An 18,813-nucleotide genomic window follows, 5' to 3' on the forward strand; every position below is an offset into this window, starting at 1 on the left:
CCTCATGAGGAGAGACATGCCCGAGAACAGCACGGCCGCCGCCAAGGTCCCGGCCGACTTCTGGTTCGACCCGCTCTGCCCCTGGGCCTGGATGACCTCCCGCTGGATGCTGGAGGTGGAGAAGGTCCGCGACGTCGAGGTGCGCTGGCACGTGATGAGCCTGGCCGTCCTGAACGAGCCCCGGCTCGACGAGCTGCCGGAGGAGTACCAGGACATGATGCGCACCAAGGCATGGGCGCCGGTCCGGGTCGTGGTCGCCGCCCAGCAGAAGCACGGCGACGACATCGTCGGCCCGCTCTACACCGCGCTCGGCACCCGCATCCACAACAACGGGGAGGGCCCCACCCGCGAGGCGATCGCGGGCGCCCTGGCGGACGTCGGCCTGCCGGCCGACCTGCTGGAGTACGCCGACTCCGACGCGTACGACAAGGAACTGCGCGCCTCCCACCAGGAGGGCATCGACAAGGTCGGCCAGGACGTCGGCACGCCGGTCATCGCAGTGCCCGGCGCCGACGGCGAGCAGATCGCCTTCTTCGGCCCGGTCGTCACCCCTGCCCCCAAGGGCGAGGAGGCGGCGAAGCTCTGGGACGGCACCCTGCTGGTGGCCTCGATCCCAGGCTTCTACGAGATCAAGCGGACGCGCACGCAGGGCCCGATCTTCGACTGACCGGCCCCGCGCGCAGAGACCCGTCTGCGACCGACCCGCGCCTGCCGCGGGCGGGGCGGCCGTGCCCCGCCCGCCGTGTGGCGGTCATGTGTCACGGGCGGCCGGGGTCTTGCCGAAAAGATGAACATCGTTCAGGATCTGCCCATGCCAGCGGCCGGTTCGGACAACCACGCGGCCCCGCCCCTGCCGCGCACCGTGCGGATCGGCTACGGGCTCGGCTCGCTCTGCACCGGCACCTTCGCGACCGTGCCGGGCCTGATCCTCCTCTACTACCTCACCAACGTCCTCGCCGTGCCCGCAGCCGTCGCGGGAGCCGCCGTCTTCCTGCCCAAGGCCTGGGACGTCCTGATCAACCCCCTGGTCGGCGCGCTCTCCGACCGCAGCCGGCTGCGTGGCGGCCCGCGCAGGCCGTTCCTGCTGATCGGCGCCTGCACCCTGCCCCCGCTCTTCGCGCTGATCTTCGCCGCGCCGCCGCTGCGGGGCGCCGGGGCGGCCGGCTATGTCGCGGTCCTGTTCGTGCTGGCCGCCACCGCCTACGCCGTCTTCCAGGTGCCGTACGTGACCATGCCGGCGGAGATGACCGAGGACCCGCACGAACGCGGCCGGGTCCTCGGCTGGCGGGTGGGGTTCCTCGGCGTCGCCATCCTGCTCTCCGGCGCGCTGGCACCCGCGATCGCCCACGCCGACGGGGACACCCCGGAGAGCTACCGGCTGATGGGCGCGGTCGTCGCCGTCCTGCTGGCCGTCGGCATGTTCGGCGCGTGGCTCGCCACCCGCCGCGCCCCGGCCGCCGCCCGCAGCGAGGCCGAATCCTCACTCCGCGCGCAGCTCGCCGCCGCCCGGTCCAGCACGCCGTTCCTCCACCTCGCCGGGATGTGGACCTTGCAGGCGCTCGCCATCGGCGTGATGCTCGCGGGCGTCCAGTACTTCGCGACGTACACCCTCGGCTCGGCGGACGCGGTGACCCCGCTGTTCGCCTGTCTGATCGGCCCGTTGGTCCTCTTCATGCCGCTGTGGAACCGGCTCGCCCGCCGCAAGGGCGTGACGTACGCCCAGTGGTGCGCGTCGCTCCTCTACACCGCCGGGGCGGTGCTCCTCGCCTTCACCGGGGCCGCCGGCCCGGCCATCGGCTACGCGGCGGTCGGCCTCGTCGGCATCGCCTACGCCGGGCTGCAGTTGCTGCCCCTCACCATGCTCGCCGAGACGCTGGCCGCCGACGCGGCCGTCACCGGCAGACGCCGGGCCGCGACCTTCACCGGGCTGTGGACCGCGGCGGAGACCCTCGCCTTCGCCCTGGGCGCGGGGGTGTTCGCCCTGGTGCTCGCCGTCACCGGTTTCCGTTCCTCCGACGCCGCGCACCAGGCGGACCAGCCGGCGGCGGCGCTCACGGGCATCACCGCCGGGATGAGCGTGCTGCCCGCCGTCATCGCCGCCGCGAGTCTCCTGCTGCTGCACCGCTACGGCGCCGCCCCCACCCCGCCCCGCCCTCTCCAGGAAGAGCCCGCACGTGCCGACTGAACCCGCCCTCCCCGACGGCCGGCGCGCCCGCGAGGTGCTCGCCGAACTCCGCGCCCTGCGCGCGGCGGACGCGCCCACCCGCGGGGGCCGCACCTTCGCCTACGTCTACGACGCCGGGCTGGAGGGCCTCGACGAGCTGGCCGCCGAGGCGTACACCGCCTTCGCCACGGTCAACGGGCTCGACCCCACGGTCTTTCCGAGCGTGGCCCGGCTGGAGAACGACGTGGTCGGCGCGGTGGCCGCCCTGCTCGGTGCCCCCGGCGCCCAGGGCACCTTCACCAGCGGCGGCACCGAGAGCATCCTGCTGGCCGTCAAGACGGCCCGCGACCACGCCAGGGCGGAGCGGGGCATCACCGAGCCACAGCTGCTGCTGCCCTCCACCGCACACGCGGCCTTCCACAAGGCCGCCGCCTATCTGGCCGTGGAGCCCGTCGTCGTCCCCGTCGACCCCCGCACCTTCCGCGCCGACGCCGGAGCCATGGCAGCCGCGATCACCTCCCGCACGGTGCTGGCCGTCGCCTCGGCCCCCTCGTACGCCCACGGAGTGGTCGACCCCGTCGCCGAGATCGCCGGGGCGGCCGCCGCCCGGGGAGTGCTCTGCCACGTCGACGCCTGCATCGGCGGCTGGATCCTGCCCCACCTCCGGCGCGCCGGACGGGAGGTCCCGCCCTTCGACCTGTCCGTGCCCGGGGTTACCTCGCTCTCCGTGGATCTGCACAAGTACGCGTACGCCGACAAGGGCGCCTCGGTGGTCCTGTACCGCGACGCCGGCCTGCGCCGCCACCAGTACTTCGCGCACGCGGGCTGGCCCGGCTACCCCGTCGTCAACCCGACCGTGCAGGGCACCAAGTCCGGTGGTCTGCTGGCGCAGGCCTGGGCGGTCCTCCGGTACGTCGGCGAGGAGGGCTACACCGCGCTCGCGGGCCGGGTCGCCGACGCGTCGGACCGGCTGCTGGCGGGGCTGCGGGCGAGTGACGGCGTACGGGTGCTCGGCGAACCCGCCGCAGGGCTGGTCTCCTTCACCGTCGCCCGGGCCGAGGGCGGCACCGCCGACCTCGGCCTGCTCCTCCATCTCGCCGACGAGATGCGCGCACTCGGCTGGTACCTCCAGCCGCAGCTCTCCTTCGAAGGTCTTCCGCCCAACCTCCACCTCACGCTGACGCCCGCCACGGTCGGCCAGGTCGACGCGCTGCTCGCCGACCTCGCGACCGCCCTGGAGAAGGCGCGCGCCCTGGAGCCGGTCACCGTGGACCCCGCGCTCGCCGCGTTCGCCGCCGGGCTGGACCCCGAGGCCCTCGGACCGGACGAGGTGGCGGCGGTCCTGGCCTTCGCGGGGCTCGGCGAGGGAGCGGGGCTGCCGGACCGGATGGCACCCGTACTGGTCCTGCTGGACGCCCTGCCGGGTGCGCTCAAGGAGCGGCTGCTCTCCGAGTTCCTCGGCTCCGTCTTCCGGATCTGAGCCCGGCCCTGAACGGAGCAGCTCCGGCCAGGGCATGGGAGAGCCCCCGCGAGTCAGGTCCTCGCGAGGGCTCTCCTTTCATCCGCCTGCCGGGTGAAGGTTGAGAAGACGATCACGAGGCAGGACGCTCTGGGCGTCAGGGAGCGAGCAGCAGCACGTCCGCGCGCTCCTTGGCGGCGGCGTAGCGCTTCGCCACGTCCTGCCAGTTGACGACGCGCCACATCGCCTCGATGAAGTCGACCTTCTGGTTCTTGTACTGCAGGTAGAAGGCGTGCTCCCAGGCGTCGAACACCAGGATCGGCACGGAGCCCTGGCCCACGTTGCCCTGGTGGTCGTAGACCTGCTCGACGATCAGCTTGCCGCTGACCGGCTCGTAGGCGAGGACGCCCCAGCCGGAGCCCTGCGTGGTCGCGGCGGCCTTCGTCAGCTGGGACTTGAAGCCGGCGTACGAGCCGAAGGACTCGGCGATCGCGTCCGCCAGGTCGCCCACACCGTCCGCCGCGAGGGGCTCGCCGCCGCCGTCACCGGTCATGTTGTGCCAGTAGATCGAGTGAAGGATGTGCCCGGAGAGATGGAACGCGAGGTTCTTCTGGAGGCCGTTGATCGCGCCCCAGGCCTCCTTGTCGCGGGCCTCTTCCAGCTGCTCCAGGGTGTCGTTCGCCCCCTTGACGTACGCCGCGTGGTGCTTGTCGTGGTGGAGCTCGATGATCTGCGGGTTGATGACCGGTTCGAGCGCCGCGTAGTCGTACGGGAGTTCCGGAAGCGTGTACGTGGCCATGGGTTCGAACCCTCCAACTGCTGCCTGGTTGTTGTTGCAAGTCTTTCGCAATTGCAGGCTAGCAGGAGGAAGGTCCGAAGGTGATCAGCCTTTGGTCCTGGTTCCCGAGAGCGTCGCGCGCTCGCGGCCACATCGGGGAAGTCCGTCACGACGGCGTCCACGCCCTGCCCGAAGTGGAAGGCGTACTCGGCGAAAGCGTCACCGAAGTCGTTCGGCGCGGTGCCCTTCCGGTAGGCCGCGGGCAGGTACTGGTTCTCGGCGCGGAAGGTGTAGGCCCCGACCTTCAGCCCCGCCGCGTGCGCGTCGGCCGGCAGGGTGGACGGGGGAACCAGCGAGGACTTGTCCGGTCCGATCCACCGGGCGTAGGCGGCGATCTCGCGCAGCCCGGCCGGCGTCATCATGTCCTTGTACGACGCCGGGTGACGTACGGCCCGCCGCTCGTGCCCAGTGCCTGCCACAGCGGGAGGCCGAGACTCGCCTCGGCGACCTCGCGGAGGCTGGACGGCTCGAAGGACTGGACGACGCAGTCGTGGGCGGTCAGCCGGTTCCGCCGGACGACCCGGATCAGTTCCGGCTCCAGTGGGAGGCCGACGGAGCGGAAGTAGGCCGGGTGCTTCGTCTCCGGGAAGACCGCGATCCGGTGGCCGTGCTCCTTCGAGAGGGCGCGGGCCAGGTCTACGACCTCCTGGAGGGTCATGACCTGCTCACGGCCGTCGAAGACGGTGTTGCGGTTGCGGACCAGGGGCAACCGCTCCACCGCGCGCGGGGTCTTCAGCTCCTCGGCGCTCAGCCCCGCTGAGGCGCCGCCGCTTCCAGGTCGTCGACGCCGCCGGACATGACGGTGCGGATGTGCTCGGTGAGGTGTTCGGCCGGCCAGTCCCACCAGGCGACGGCGAGGAGGCGGGCGATGTCCTTCTCGTCGTAGCGGGTGCGGAGCAGCTTCGCCGGGTTGCCGCCGACGATGCCGTAGTCCGGTACGTCGGACGTGACGACGGAGCCCGCCGCGATGATCGCGCCGTTCCCGATCCGCACGCCCGGCATCACCGTCACCCGGTAGCCGAACCACACGTCGTGGCCGACCACCGTGTCGCCCCGGTTCGGCAGCCCGGTCAGCAGGTCGAAGTGGTCGGCCCAGGAGCCGCCCATGGTGGGGAAAGGGAACGTGGACGGGCCGTCCATGCGGTGGTTGGCGCCGTTCATGATGAACCGCACCCCCGTCCCCAGCGCGCAGAAACTGCCGATGACGAGCTTCTCCGGACCGTAGTGGTACAGCACGTTGCGGGTCTCGAAGGCGGTCGCGTCATCGGGATCGTCGTAGTACGAATACGCGCCGACCTCGATGAGCGGGGACGTGACCAGCGGTGCGAGCTGCACCACCCGCGGCTGTCCGGGCATCGGGTGCAGCACGGTCGGGTCTGCGGGGAGAGGACTCATGCCCGGACCCTCGCAGAGCGACCGTGCCGCACGCACTCAGTTTTCGGCCGAGGTCACGCGCTCCGCCCGCTTCTGCCGCACCAGGCCGATCACGATCAGCACCGCCGTCAGCGCGCCCGTGGCCAGCAACTGGTCGCGGGTGTCCGGCTGGCGCAGCATCAGGACGAAGATGCCGATCATGGCCACCAGCGCCACGACGGTCAGGCCCGGGAAGAGCCACATACGGACGACGAGCCGGTCCGGGGCCTCCCGCTCCAGCCGCTTGCGCAGGATCAGCTGGGATACGGCGATGAAGATCCAGACGACCAGGATCACCGCGCCGATCATGTTGAGCAGCCACGGGAAGACGTCGTCGGGCCGCCAGTAGCTGAGCAGCACGCACAGGAAGCCGAAGACGGAGGAGGCGAGCACGGCGTTGCGCGGGACACCGGAGGAGACCTTGCCGAGGATCTTCGGGCCCTGACCGCGGGCGACGAGGGAGCAGGCCATGCGCGAGGAGCCGTAGATGTTGGCGTTCATCGCGGAGAGCAGGGCGACCAGGATGACCACGTTCATGATCTCCGCCGCGCCGCCGATGCCGAGGTGGTCGAGCATCGCGTAGAACGGGCCGACCTCGGCGACCTTCGGGTCGTCCCAGGGCACGAGGGTCACGATGACGGCCATCGAGCCGATGTAGAAGACGGCGATCCGCCACATCGCCGTACGCACGGCCTTGGCGACGCCCCGCACCGGGTTCTCCGACTCGGCCGCCGCGATGGTGACCGTCTCCAGACCGCCGTACGCGAAGACCGAGGCGAGCAGGCCGATGATGAGGCCCTCGGAACCGTTCGGCATGAAGCCGCCGTCGCCGGTGAGGTTCGCGGTGCCCGGGGAGTCCGTGCCCGGCAGCACGCCGAGGATCGCGAGGACGCCGAGGACCAGGAACAGCGCGATCGCGGCGACCTTGAGCGCGGCGAACCAGAACTCGAACTCGCCGAAGTTCTTCACGGCGGCCAGGTTCGTGCCGAGGAAGATCAGCATGAACAGGGCCACCCAGGCCCACTCGGGCGTGCCCGGGAGCCAGCCCGTCACGATCTGCGCGGCGCCGATGCCCTCCAGGCCCACGGCGACACAGAGCAGCACCCAGAACGACCACCCGGCGGTGAAACCGGCCCACGGCCCGATCGCCCGTTCCGCGTGGACGGAGAAGGAGCCGGACGCGGGGTTCGCCGCCGACATCTCGCCGAGCATCCGCATCACGAACATGACCAGCAGCCCGGAGATGGCGTAGGCGACGACGATCGAGGGGCCCGCCGCGGCGATGCCCGCACCCGAACCGACGAACAGCCCGGCCCCGATCACACCGCCCAGGGCGATCATCGAGAGATGGCGCTGCTTGAGTCCGTGGGTGAGCGCGGAGTCGGCGGCGGGAGCGGTTGCGTCCGTGGGGGGCGGCGCGGAGGTCCGGGACATGGACAGGCTCTGTTCACTGGTCGGGACAGGGGTCGCCCACAGTCTGGGCACGAGTACCGGCCACGGGGAACGTCTGTCCGCTATACGGTCACCAGGCTCACACAAGGTGCTCACCCGCCTACGGCCCGGCCCGCACTTCCCGTACGGCCGCCACGAACAGGACGAGACCGGTGGCCCCCGCCGACCACAGCACCTGGGGGCGGGCCGCCTCGTCGGTGAGCATCAGCAGCAGGACGGCCAGCAATCCGGCCAGGGTCGCCCAGGTCAGATACGGGAAACACCACATCCGCAGCGTCAGCGCGCCCGGCGCCTCACGCTCCAGCCGCCGTCTCAGCCGCAGCTGCGAGGCGGCGATCAGCCCCCAGACGAACAGCAGGACCGCGCCGACCGAGTTGAGCATGTAGAGGAAGACCGTGTCGGGCCATTTCAGATTCAGCAGCACCGAGACGAAGCCGAACGCCACCGAGGCCAGCACCGCCCGCCGGGGAACCCCGCCCCCGCCGGCCCTTCCACGCGACACCTTCAGCAGTCCGCGCGGGGCCTCGCCGCGCTCGGCCAGCGAGAAGACCATCCGCGAGGAGCCGTACAGGTTGGCGTTGAGCGCCGAGAGCAGTGCCACGAACACCACGATGTTCATGATCTGCCCGGCCGACGGCACCCCGATCGAATCCAGGACCTTCACATACGGGCTGAGTCCCGCCTGCTGCGCGGTCCACGGCAGCACGGTCACGATCACGAGCATGGAACCGACGTAGAAGAAGAGGATGCGCACCACCGCACTGCGCACGGCGCGCCCCACCGCACGCGCCGGGTCGTCGGTCTCGGCGGCCGCGATCGTCACGACCTCCAGTCCACCGAAGGCGAACACCACGGTGAGCACACCGGACACCACCCCGTCCCAGCCGTTCGGCAGGAAGCCGCCCTGGCCGGTGAGGTTGGTAAGCCCCACCGCACCGGTGTCCGGGAGCAGGCCGAACACGGCCAGCAGCCCGAGCCCCAGGAAGAGCACGATCGCGGCGACCTTGAGCGCGGCGAACCAGAACTCGAACTCGCCGAAGTTCCTCACGGCCGTGAGGTTGGCCGCGGTGAACACCACCATGAAGAGGAGCACCCAGAGCCACTGATCCACCGCGGGGACCCAGGAGTGGGCGATCCGCGCGGCTGCCGTCGCCTCCACGGCGAGGACCACCACCAGCATGAACCAGTACAGCCAGCCCACACTGAAACCGGCCCAACGGCCCAGCGCACGCTCCGCGTGCACGGAGAAGGAGCCGGACGCCGGCATCGCCGCCGACATCTCGCCGAGCATCCGCATCACGAGCATCGCGAGCGTGCCCGCGAGCAGGTAGGAGACCACGACAGCCGGCCCGGCGACCGCGATCCCGGCGCCGGAGCCCACGAAGAGCCCGGCGCCGATCACGCCCCCGAGGCCGAGCATCGTCAGATGGCGCTGCTTCAGCCCGTGAGCCAGGGGCTCGGACGGCAGCGGCCCGGACGCCGGGGGTCCGGATGCCGGGGGTCCGGACGGCGCGGAGGGGTGCGTGGGGGGAGACGCGTCGTGCATGGGCTGAGGATCACTCTCGGAACATTTATGGGGAACCTACAGTCTCATGCGCGGGCGCCCGCCTTCGAACGCAGAGCAGGGTCCACCCTCACCTCAGTGACCAGCGTCACGCCGACCGGTGATTGCGTACCCGTCTTTGTTCGAACCCCACTAAGCCCTCAACCGCCGCTTTGTGGGCGGCTGATGGTGATCGGGCGAGGCCCCGTCGGCTAACGTCACCCTCAGTCCGTCCCTGTCCTGCCGATCTCACCCGCGGAGTCCCGATGAGCACTGCTGCCGCCCCCATCCGTTCCGGAGCGGTCCTCGCCGACCTGCTGCCCGCGGTCCGCCACCGCTACGCCGTGGACACGGCGCTGGTCGTCGGCGGCGCGGCCCTCACCGGCATCGCGGCCCAGATCGCCGTGCCGGTCCCGGGCTCCCCGGTCCCGGTCACGGGCCAGACCTTCGCCGCGCTGCTCATAGGCACCGCCCTCGGCGCCCGGCGCGGCTTCCTCTCCCTCGCCCTGTACGCGCTCGTCGGCATGGCCGGCATGCCGTGGTTCTCGGAGGGCTCCTCGGGCCCCGGCGGCGCGTCGTTCGGTTACGTCCTCGGCATGCTGCTCGCCGCCACGGTCGTCGGTGGCCTCGCCCGGCGGGGCGGCGACCGCTCCGTCCTGCGCACCGCGGGCACGATGGCGGTCGGCTCCCTGATCATCTACGCGGTCGGCGTGCCCTACCTGGCGCTCTCCACCGGCATGTCGATGAGCGCCGCCGTCGCGGCCGGCCTGGTGCCGTTCCTCGTGGGTGACGCCCTCAAGGCAGCGCTGGCCATGGGCGCGCTGCCCGCCTCCTGGAAGCTCATCGGGCGTCGCGGCTGACGCCGTAGGCACCACCGAAGAGGCTCGCCGGGTCGTATCGCGACACCAGACCGGCGAGCCTCTCGCGTGTCCGGGGCTCGTGCAGGGCCTGGTAGGACTCCGCGCGGTCCCCGCCGCCGAAGGAGAAGTTGAGCGAGCGGCCCAGGTCGTACGGGGCCGTCGCCCCGGCCACCTTCGCGTACAGCGCCCGTACCGCCGTCACGTCCGTACCGTCCAGCGGCGAGAGCAGCCGCAGCAGGAAACCGGCCTCCCGGTACGGCACCGCGCTGTCGTGGGCGGGCGCGGCGGCCTGCGCGCCGCCCAGGTGGTTGAGCTGCACGACCGTCATCATCGGCGCCTTCGGGCCGGTCAGCTCCAGGACCCGGACGGCGGCCCCCGCGTCCAGGTCGCGGAGCATCAGGCCCTCGCCGTAGTAGGCGTGCGGGAAGGGCGGGTCGCTGTGGATCGTGTGGCTCTCGGTGTACGGCATCTCCCGCAGCGAGTCCGAGAGCACCGGCCCTGCGGCGCGCAGCGGCGCCACCAGCTCCTCGCCCCGCTCCGCCGGGCCGGTGTACGCGACGCGCACCGAGACCACGTACCGGCCGCGCAGGTGCTCCGGGAGCTGCGGTGCGTCGGGACAGCGCAGTGCCGCCACCGAGGAGGTGCAGGTGTCCGGCACGGTCCGGGTCCACTCCAGGTAGGACCGCAGCACCTCGGGGGCCGCCTCCCCGTCGAAGGCGAGTGAACCGCCGTACAGCCGCTCCACGGCCACCAGGCCGATCTCCAGCCCTGTCACGACGCCCAGCCGGTGGCCGCCGCCGCGCAGCCCCCAGAAGAGCTCGGGCTCGGCGTCCGGGGTGACATGGCGCAGGACGCCGTCGGCGGTCACCACGTCCAGCGAGCGGACGTGATCGGCGGCGTAGCCGAACTCCCGGGCCAGGATGCCCAGCCCGCCGCCCAGGGTGTACGAGACGGCGCCGACGCCGGGGGACGAGCCGTTCAGCGGGGCGAGCCCGTGCGGGGCCGCGGCGGCGATCACCCGGCCCCAGGTGACGCCCGCCCCGATCCGTGCGGTGCGGCGGAGCGGATCCACCTCCACCTCGTCCATCCGGCGCGTGCTGATCAGCACCCCGCCCTCCACCGGGCCCGGCAGCCCGTGCCCGGTCGCGTGGACGGCGACGCGCAGCCCGCGCGAGGCCGCGTCCCGTACGGCCTCCCGCACGCCGACGGGCCCCACGGGCTCGACGACGCGCTCGGGGGCCAGCGTGAAGGCGGTCTGGAAACTATCGGGCGGGGTGTGCGTGGTCATGGGAAAGGCTCTCCGTTCGCTCGCGGGATCGCGGGGCGAGGGAGAGCCTCCCGGGTAAACCTGACATCGGCCGTCAGGTATGCGTGCCGGTCACTCGACCGGCGCCGCCGCCTTCCTGCTGCGGGCGTCACGGATCAGCGAGACACTCACGACCAGGGCCGCGACCAGCAGCGAGAGCAGCACCTGCTCGCGCCCGGCGTCGTCGGTCAGCATGTAGACGAGGACGAACGAGATCATCGCGATCGTCGCCCACGTCAGATACGGGAAGAGCCACATCCGGACGACGAGCTTCTCGGGCGACTCGCGCAGGATGATGCCGCGCATCCGCAGCTGGGTGAAGCAGATGACCAGCCAGACGAACAGGGCCACCGCGCCGGAGGAGTTCAGCAGGAAGGCGAACACCGTGTCGGGCCACTGGTAGTTGAAGAACACGGCCACGAAGCCGAACACGACGGACGACAGGATCGCCGCCTGCGGCACGCCCCGCTTGTTCACCCGGGAGAAGGCCTTGGGCGCGTCTCCCCGCTGCCCCAGCGAGAAGGCCATGCGCGAGGCCGTGTAGAGGCCGGAGTTGAGACAGGACAGCACGGCCGTCAGCACGATGACGTCCATGACCTGGCCGGCGTGCGGGATGCCGATGACGTTCAGCGCGGCGACGTACGAACCGTCCTCGACGATCGACGGGTCGTTCCACGGCAGCAGGGTGAGGACGATGAAGATCGAGCCGAGGTAGAAGATGGCGATACGCCAGATCACGCTGTTGGTGGCCTTGGAGACGGCGCGCCGCGGGTCCTCGGACTCACCGGCCGCCAGGGTGACGATCTCACTGCCCATGAAGGAGAAGACGACCATCAGCACACCGGTGAGGATGGCCCCGGGTCCTTCGGGGAAGAACCCTCCGGTGTCCGTGAGGTGGGCCAGGCCCGACCCCGCGTCGTCCGAACCCGGCAGGACGCCGAAGACGGCGAGCAGCCCGACGACGACGAAGGCGCCGATGGCCACGACCTTGATCCCGGCGAACCAGAACTCGAACTCGCCGTACGAGCCGACGGAGACCAGGTTGGTGGCGGTCAGCACGACCATGACGATCAGGGCCCACGCCCACTGCGGTACACCAGGGACCCAGCTCTCCAGGATCTTGGCACCCGCCGTCGCCTCGACGGCGAGCACCACGACCCAGAAGAACCAGTACAGCCAGCCGATGGAGAAACCGGCCCAGCGGCCCAGGGCCCGGTCGGCGTAGGCGGAGAAGGAGCCGGAACTCGGCCGGGCGACGGCCATCTCGCCGAGCATCCGCATGACGAAGACGACCATCAGGCCGACCAGCGCGTACGACAGGAGAATGGCCGGTCCCGCGGCGGCGATACCGGCGCCGGAGCCGACGAAGAGGCCGGCTCCGATCACACCGCCGATGGCGATCATCGAGAGGTGGCGGTTCTTGAGACCGGCCTGAAGCCCGTCGGGGGCATCCGGCTTGCCGGGCTCGCCGGGCTGGTGGCCCGGATCAGCCACAGTCGTCTGCGACGTCATGGATCGAATCCTTACGTTTTCTGATCATGTGTGTCGGGTTCATGCCCTCGGCGGGGGTGGTGCGAGGGCAAGGCCACGCATTCAAGCCCGAACGACACCAGAAGCGGAACCCCTTCATCCGGTTCCTTGACCCGATCGTTGCCCGAGTGGCATTGCGCACAGCCCCGGATCCCGGCCGGCCCCGGGAAAGGCCTGTGGCTCCCGACCCCGCTGACGGCTACCCGGTCCGGTCCGTGCCACACTTCGCACCATGCGCGTGTACCTCGGCTCCGATCATGCTGGCTACGAACTGAAGAACCACCTGGTTGAGTGGCTCGCGGCCCACGGCCACGAGGCCGTCGACTGCGGTCCTCACATCTACGACGCCCAGGACGACTACCCGCCGTTCTGCCTCCGCGCCGCCGAGCGGACGGCTGCGGACAAGGGCAGCCTCGGCATCGTCATCGGCGGCTCGGGCAACGGCGAGCAGATCGCCGCGAACAAGGTCAAGGGCGTACGCGCCGCACTCGCCTGGAGCGAGCAGACCGCCGCGCTCGGCCGTGAGCACAACGACGCCAACGTCGTGGCCATCGGTGGCCGGATGCACACGGTCGAGGAGTCCACCAAGTTCGTCGAGATCTTCCTCGGCACCCCGTACTCGGGTGAGGAGCGCCACACCCGCCGCATCGAGATGCTCTCGGCGTACGAGAGCACCGGCGAACTCCCTCCGATCCCGGCCCACCACCCGCAGCAGGGCTGACCGGCCCGCACCCGCTTCCCTCGTGCCGCCGGGTACCGCCCGGCGGCACGAGCGCGTTTCCAGGAGACACGCCGTGCCCGAGGGGCATACGATCCACCGCCTCGCCGCCGACCACCACGAGCGCTTCGCGGGCCGCCCCGTGCGGGTGAGCAGCCCGCAGGGCAAGTTCGCCGGAAGCGCGGCGCTGCTGGACGGCCGGACCCTCACCGGCGTCGACGCCCACGGCAAGCACCTCTTCCTGGGCTTCGAGGGCGCCGCCTGGGTCCACGTCCACCTCGGCCTCTTCGGCAAACTGGGCTTCGGCACGACCCCGGCCCCGCCGCCCACCGACACCGTCCGGCTGCGCCTGCTCAACGACGCCCACCACGCCGACCTGCGCGGTCCCACCACCTGTGCCCTGATCACCGGCCCCGAGAAGCGCGCGATACACGACCGGCTCGGTCCGGATCCGCTGCGGGCCGACGAGGGCGGCGAGCGGGCCTGGCGCAGGATCTCGCGCAGCCGTGTGACGCTGGCGGCTCTGCTGATGGACCAGAAGGTCGTCGCGGGCGTCGGCAACGTCTACCGCGCCGAGGTCCTCTTCCGGCACGGCATCGACCCGTACCTCCCGGGCAAGGACCTCACGCGCGGCGAGTGGGACGCGATCTGGGCCGACCTCGGCGTGCTGATGCGCGAGGGCGTGCGGAACAACCGGATCGACACCGTGCGCCCCGAGCACCTCCCCGAGGCGATGGGCCGCCCTCCGAGGGTCGACGACCACGGCGGCGAGGTGTACGTCTACCGGCGGGCCCGGCAGGGCTGCCACATCTGCGGTACGGAGATCCGCACGGCGGACCTGGCCGCGCGCAACCTCTTCTGGTGCCCCGGCTGCCAGCCCTCCGCCACGGGCCGGTAGCCGGGCCGGGGGACACCCGTCAGAAGCCGTGCGGGCACCACGGCTGCACGTCCGAGGAGAAGGCCAGGGCGGCCCTCGCCAGCGCGCCGGGCCGCAGTTCCCGCACCAGCCCGGCCGCCGCGAGCGTCGTCAGTGACACCCCGCCCAGATAAGCGGCCCCCAACTCGTTCGCGGAGAGCGCCAGTTCGGGCTCGTCCGCCGTCCGGCGGCAGGTGGGCGCGCCCTGCGCACCGGCGGTCAGCCGCCAACGGCCCGCGTTCCAGGGGCAGAAGGCGTCCTCCACCTCCAGCACCACGTCCACCGGGGCCCGGTAGGCACGCGCCTCCAGGGCCGCGTCCAGGGAGACCAGGCGCACGTACAGCCCGTCCCGCAGCCGGACGTCGCAGCGCCTGACGTCGGAGACCAGCCGGAGCACGGCGTCGTCCGCCGGCCGGTTGCGGCACTCGACGAACGAGGTCAGGTCGACCCCGGCCAGGAAGCGCCACAGGGCCGCGTACGAAGCGGGGTCGAGCGCCGCCAGGTCACGCACCGCCACCGTGCCCCGTGGACCGGCGTCGTCCCAGGCGGGCCTGAGGTGGAACGTGGCGTACCCCGTGACACCGCCGTCCCGCTCCGCGAGGACGCACTGCAAGGGGGAGCCGCCGTGCCGGCGGCTCTCGGGGTCGTTCACGGGCACCCGCTCCCAGCCGGGCTGCCGCAGCGGGGTGCCGGGCCGGTCCGCCGCCAGCCGCGCGTAGACCGCCTCACAGGCGTCGAGGGCCTGCTCCGGTGACGACCTGCGCACCCGGACCTCGTCCGTCCCCGGGGGCAGCGTCAGGCCGACCCGGGAGGTGTCGACGCGCAGGTTCATCTCCGCGGTGGCGGCCCCGTACCCGAACCGTCCGTAGATGCCGGGCTCCGAGGCCAGCAGCACGGCGACCGGCTCGCCCCAGGAACGGACGTCTTCCAGCTGGCGCCGCATCATCGATGTCAGCAGGCCCTGTCGGCGGTGGGTCGCGGCGACACTCACCGCCGTGACGCCCGCGGCCGGCACGGCGGCCCCGCCGGGCACGGTCAGCCGGAAGCTGTACGCCCCGGCCGTCCCCACGCAGTCCGCTCCGTCCCAGTGGCCGAGGGACCGGTGCGGCTCGGCCAGCGCGGCGTACATCTCGCGGCTCTCAGGGGGGAAGGGGACGCCGCCGAAGGCCAACTCGACGCAGCCGAACCAGGAGTCCCATTCCGAGGCGGACAGTGCCCGCAGTTCAGTGGTCATGTGCCCTGCTTACCAGCGCTCCGCCATCCGGGCGACTCCGGTCTCGAACACATTGTCACCGGGTCCCCCTGCACCGGAGGCCTCCGGGTGGATAAGGTCCCGACAATGGCACGTCGCGGAGGAGCAGACACCTACACCGCCCGGTGGCGCAGATCGGCGCACCGGGCGCGTATCGCGCTGCGCCGCTCCGGCGTCGACTACTTCCGCGGTGACGGGTCCGACTGGATAGCCCTGGCCGGTCTGCTGGTCGTCATTCCGGTGATCACCTGGATCACTCTGCTGAACCCGGTCTGGTGCTCACCGGCCGCCCTGGCCCTACCGATCGTCGCGGGCGGTCTGCTGCTGCGGCCGGCCAGTCTCCTCAGCCTCTACGCGACCGCCGCCGCGGCCCTCATCGTGGAGTCCATCGCCCTGGGGCCGTACGCGGAGGGGCCCGCCCGGGTCACGCCCGGCACCGTCCTGGTCGTCGCCGCCTGCGGGTTCTTCGGGCTGGTGCTCGCCCAGTTCCGGGCCAGGGTCGGGGTGCCGTGGCGACGCGGCGGCACGATGCTCTTCGACCTGCGCGAACGGATCCGGGTGCAGAGCGCGCTGCCACCGCTCTCCGACGGCTGGCACCGGGAGATGGCCCTGCGCCCCGCAGGCGGCCAGTCGTTCTCCGGTGACTTCGTCGTCGCGGCCCGTACCAACGGAGGGCGCACCCTGGAGGTCGTGCTCACCGACGTCTCCGGCAAGGGCATGGACGCGGGCTCCCGCGCCCTGTTGCTGTCCGGAGCCTTCGGCGGCCTCCTGGGCTCCCTGCCGCCGCACGGCTTCCTGCCCGCGGCCAACGGCTATCTGCTGCGCCAGGACTGGGACGAGGGCTTCGCCACCTCCATCCACCTCGTCCTGGACCTGGAGTCGGGCGACTACGAGCTCCTCTCGGCCGGACATCCTCCCGCGCTGCAACTGCACGCGGGCAGCGGTCGGTGGGAGGAGAAGGCAGCCGAGGGACCACTCCTCGGGGTGTACGACGGCGCGCAGTTCGACGCGGTGAAGGGTTCGCTGGCGCCCGGGGACGTCCTGATGCTCTTCACGGACGGACTGGTGGAGGCCTCCGACCGGGACATGTCCGACGGCATCGACCGGCTGACGGGCGAGGCCGACCGCTATGTCGCCACCGGCTTCGAGGGCGCGGCCTGGCACCTCATCGAGGCCTGCGCGAAGGACGTCAACGACGACCGCGCGCTCCTGCTGCTGTCCCGCCGCGCCTGAACCGTACGGAAGCGGCACAAACCGCTCGGACGTCAACCAGGGCGTCCACCAGTCACCCGAACGTGAAGTGTGCCGGGTGCGCCGGTTCTGCCCCGCCGCAAGTTGCTCCGGGAGTCCCTGTTCTCGCCCCCGGTGAGCCGTTCCGGGAGTCCGTGTTCTGCCCCCGGTGAGTTGTTCCGAGACCGCGGGTTCCGCTCCGTCGTGAGCCTCTCGGGTGCGCGGGCCCTGCCCCGCGCACCCGGGCCTCACGGTGCCTCAGACCGGCACCGGCTCCTTCTCGGGCTCCTGGTCCCGCGAGCGCCCTCCGGGCAGGATCCTGGCGAGCCAGTGCGAGCGGCCGGCCGCCAGGGGCGACAGCACGGCGAGCAGGAGGACGTATCCGGCGATGAAGGGCGAGAGCCGTTCGTCCAGCCCCGCGCCCGCCGCCATCGTGGCGAGGATCAGCGCGAACTCGCCGCGCGCCAGCAGGGTGGTGGAGATGTTCGCCGTGGCCTTCGGGCCGAAGGTGTAGATCTTCGCCGTGGCCATCCCGGCGAAGACGTTCATCGCCACGGTCACCGCGACGGCAGCCAGCACCGGCCACACGACACTCGGCAGGTCACCGGGGTTGATGGACAGCCCGAACGCGAAGAAGAAGATCGCGCCGAACGCGTCCCGCAGGGGGTGGACCAGCTTCAGGATGCGAGGGCCCGAGGTGGTGCTGCCCAGCATCAGCCCGACCATGAAGGCGCCGATCGCGTCGGCGACCCCGAACCACTCCGAGACCCCGGCCATGAAGACGGCGACGCCGAGGAAGGAGATGACGAGGAGCTCGTCGTCCTTGGTGTTCATCAGCTTGCCGACGAGCTTCGTGCCGAACCGGGCCATCAGGGCGAGCAGCAGCAGGAAGCCGAAGGCCTTCCCGCCGTCGAGCACCGCCGCGCCGAGGCTGTCTGCGCCGGAGAGGATCGGTTGCAGTGCCGCCAGGTACAGGGCGAGGAAGACGTCCTCGACGACGATGATGCCGAGGATCGGCCGCGTCTCCGGATTGCCGATCCGGCCGAGGTCGACCAGGACCTTCGTGACGATGGCCGACGACGAGATGCCGAGCACACCCGCGAGCACGAGCGCTTCCGAGGTGCCCCAGCCCAGCGCGAAGCCGAAGCCGAGGCCCGCGCCGACGTTGAGGGCGAGATAGGTGCCGCCCGCGAGCGCCATCTTGCGCCCGCCCTTCTTCAGGTCGTCGAGATGGAACTCGAGCCCCAGGTAGAAGAGCAGCAGCACCAGACCGAGCGCGGAGAGCATCTCCAGGTCGTGAGGATCGTCGAGGAGGACGACCCCGGGCGTGTGCGGGCCGAGAAGGATCCCGGCGAGGATGAACAAGGGGATGGTCGGCAGTCCGATACGGCCGCCCACGCGGGCGAGAACGGCAGCGGCGAGGAACGCGCCTCCCATGGCGATGAGCGTGTCTGCGTGTCCGATGAGCCCGTCTCCTTCGTTGGGTCAAGAGTGCGTCAAGGAATCGTCAGTAATTAGTTTACCGAACGATTACCTGTGCTCCCGTGGACCCTTCGAGGACACGTCGGGCGGCGGGGGAGGGCCGCGTACAGTCGCCCCATGCCGACCTCGTATCTGACCCTGGCCCAGGTGGAGACGATCGCCCGCGAGGCCCATCGCGCCCAGACCGACAAGGCGGGCCGGCCGTACGCCGAGCACCTCGCCGCGGTCGCCGAAGGCGTACGGCTGCGTGGGGGCAGCGAGGATCAGATGGCCGCCGCCTGGCTCCACGACGCGGTCGAGGACGGCGTGCTCTCCCCGCAGTGGCTGGACGAGGCGCCGCTGCCCCGGCCGGTCAAAGAAATGGTCCTCGCCGTCACCAAGCGGGACGGCGAGGACCTCTTCGCGTACACCGGGCGGATTCTCGCCACGCCCGGAGCGCTGCTGATCAAGGAGTCGGATCTGGCGCACAACGCCGACCCGGACCGGCTCGCGGTCCTGGAGCCGGCGATCCGTACCCGGCTGGCCGAGAAATATGCGCTGGTACGCGGGCTGTTGGGGCTCGACGGAGGTCGGAGGCCCACCGACCGGCGGGATCCGGCCAACCCCGCCGAGGGCTGACCCCCGGACGGCGCCGTCCCCGCCGGGAGGGA

At 71.5% G+C, this 18,813-nt stretch carries 16 protein-coding genes and 1 pseudogene; 8 read left to right on the forward strand and 9 right to left on the reverse strand.

What is annotated here, in order from left to right; genetic code table 11:
• Positions 1 to 16: 16 nt before the first annotated feature.
• The 3 genes from ABZY45_RS01890 to ABZY45_RS01900 all read left to right on the forward strand — a co-directional run bounded on the left by ABZY45_RS01890 (position 17) and on the right by ABZY45_RS01900 (position 3,644).
• Positions 17 to 667 (forward strand): DsbA family protein, encoded by a 651-nt coding sequence (locus ABZY45_RS01890; protein ID WP_356735085.1) that lies wholly within the window; start codon positions 17 to 19, stop codon positions 665 to 667.
• A 144-nt stretch (positions 668 to 811) separates the two neighbouring features.
• Positions 812 to 2,185 carry an MFS transporter gene (locus ABZY45_RS01895; RefSeq protein WP_356735087.1) on the forward strand — a complete coding sequence of 458 codons (1,374 nt, stop codon included), beginning with the start codon at positions 812 to 814 and terminating at the stop codon, positions 2,183 to 2,185.
• The gene (locus ABZY45_RS01900) at positions 2,175 to 3,644 is read left to right on the forward strand and encodes an aminotransferase class V-fold PLP-dependent enzyme (protein WP_356735089.1); all 1,470 of its coding nucleotides are present in this window, start codon (positions 2,175 to 2,177) and stop codon (positions 3,642 to 3,644) included. The genes ABZY45_RS01895 and ABZY45_RS01900 overlap by 11 nt, the downstream gene beginning before the upstream one ends.
• A gap of 136 nt (positions 3,645 to 3,780) precedes the next feature.
• Here ABZY45_RS01900 and ABZY45_RS01905 read toward each other — a convergent pair whose 3' ends face one another.
• The 5 genes and pseudogenes from ABZY45_RS01905 to ABZY45_RS01925 form a co-directional block, all read right to left on the reverse strand.
• Entirely contained in the window at positions 3,781 to 4,422 is a 642-nt protein-coding gene (locus tag ABZY45_RS01905; protein WP_124276476.1) for a superoxide dismutase, read from the reverse strand.
• Positions 4,423 to 4,547: 125 nt separating this feature from the next.
• Positions 4,548 to 5,200, reverse strand: a pseudogene (locus ABZY45_RS01910) (glycerophosphodiester phosphodiesterase family protein); the annotation flags it as partial.
• A gap of 8 nt (positions 5,201 to 5,208) precedes the next feature.
• Entirely contained in the window at positions 5,209 to 5,856 is a 648-nt protein-coding gene (locus ABZY45_RS01915; RefSeq protein WP_356735092.1) for a CatB-related O-acetyltransferase, read from the reverse strand.
• A 36-nt stretch (positions 5,857 to 5,892) separates the two neighbouring features.
• Complete coding sequence (locus ABZY45_RS01920) at positions 5,893 to 7,308, reverse strand: amino acid permease (protein ID WP_356735094.1); 1,416 nt, start codon at positions 7,306 to 7,308, stop codon at positions 5,893 to 5,895.
• 118 nt (positions 7,309 to 7,426) lie between these two features.
• A complete protein-coding gene (locus tag ABZY45_RS01925; protein ID WP_356735096.1) occupies positions 7,427 to 8,872 on the reverse strand; it encodes an amino acid permease in 1,446 nt (481 codons plus the stop codon).
• Between the two features lie 263 nt (positions 8,873 to 9,135).
• Here ABZY45_RS01925 and ABZY45_RS01930 point away from each other — a divergent pair, with 263 nt between their 5' ends.
• The gene (locus ABZY45_RS01930; RefSeq protein WP_356735098.1) at positions 9,136 to 9,729 is read left to right on the forward strand and encodes a biotin transporter BioY; all 594 of its coding nucleotides are present in this window, start codon (positions 9,136 to 9,138) and stop codon (positions 9,727 to 9,729) included.
• On the opposite strand, the gene ABZY45_RS01935 is transcribed toward ABZY45_RS01930, so the two are convergent.
• Together ABZY45_RS01935 and ABZY45_RS01940 are read right to left on the reverse strand one after the other, a co-directional pair.
• Positions 9,710 to 11,017, reverse strand: coding sequence for an FAD-dependent oxidoreductase (locus ABZY45_RS01935; RefSeq protein ID WP_356735100.1), 1,308 nt, complete (start codon positions 11,015 to 11,017; stop codon positions 9,710 to 9,712). The two genes, ABZY45_RS01930 and ABZY45_RS01935, sit on opposite strands and share 20 nt — an antisense overlap.
• A gap of 90 nt (positions 11,018 to 11,107) precedes the next feature.
• Positions 11,108 to 12,547 carry an amino acid permease gene (locus ABZY45_RS01940; protein WP_356735102.1) on the reverse strand — a complete coding sequence of 480 codons (1,440 nt, stop codon included), beginning with the start codon at positions 12,545 to 12,547 and terminating at the stop codon, positions 11,108 to 11,110.
• Positions 12,548 to 12,797: 250 nt separating this feature from the next.
• Between ABZY45_RS01940 and ABZY45_RS01945 the strand changes: the two genes are divergently transcribed.
• Positions 12,798 to 13,286: a ribose-5-phosphate isomerase gene (locus ABZY45_RS01945; RefSeq protein ID WP_356735104.1), complete on the forward strand. Its 489-nt coding sequence runs from the start codon at positions 12,798 to 12,800 to the stop codon at positions 13,284 to 13,286.
• 73 nt (positions 13,287 to 13,359) lie between these two features.
• A complete protein-coding gene (locus ABZY45_RS01950; protein ID WP_356735106.1) occupies positions 13,360 to 14,181 on the forward strand; it encodes a DNA-formamidopyrimidine glycosylase family protein in 822 nt (273 codons plus the stop codon).
• A 19-nt stretch (positions 14,182 to 14,200) separates the two neighbouring features.
• Here the strand turns inward: ABZY45_RS01950 and ABZY45_RS01955 are convergent, their stop codons facing one another.
• Entirely contained in the window at positions 14,201 to 15,433 is a 1,233-nt protein-coding gene (locus ABZY45_RS01955; protein WP_356735108.1) for a GNAT family N-acetyltransferase, read from the reverse strand.
• 105 nt (positions 15,434 to 15,538) lie between these two features.
• On the opposite strand from ABZY45_RS01955, the gene ABZY45_RS01960 reads away from it, so the two are divergent.
• The gene (locus ABZY45_RS01960) at positions 15,539 to 16,684 is read left to right on the forward strand and encodes a PP2C family protein-serine/threonine phosphatase (RefSeq protein WP_356735110.1); all 1,146 of its coding nucleotides are present in this window, start codon (positions 15,539 to 15,541) and stop codon (positions 16,682 to 16,684) included.
• 255 nt (positions 16,685 to 16,939) lie between these two features.
• Here the strand turns inward: ABZY45_RS01960 and ABZY45_RS01965 are convergent, their stop codons facing one another.
• On the reverse strand, positions 16,940 to 18,118 hold the full coding sequence (locus ABZY45_RS01965; RefSeq protein ID WP_356735112.1) for a cation:proton antiporter: 1,179 nt from the start codon (positions 18,116 to 18,118) through the stop codon (positions 16,940 to 16,942).
• Positions 18,119 to 18,280: 162 nt separating this feature from the next.
• On the opposite strand from ABZY45_RS01965, the gene ABZY45_RS01970 reads away from it, so the two are divergent.
• Entirely contained in the window at positions 18,281 to 18,781 is a 501-nt protein-coding gene (locus tag ABZY45_RS01970; RefSeq protein ID WP_356735114.1) for an HD domain-containing protein, read from the forward strand.
• Positions 18,782 to 18,813: the final 32 nt, after the last annotated feature.

The organism is Streptomyces sp. NPDC006516 (assembly GCF_040611875.1).
Lineage (GTDB): Bacteria > Actinomycetota > Actinomycetes > Streptomycetales > Streptomycetaceae > Streptomyces.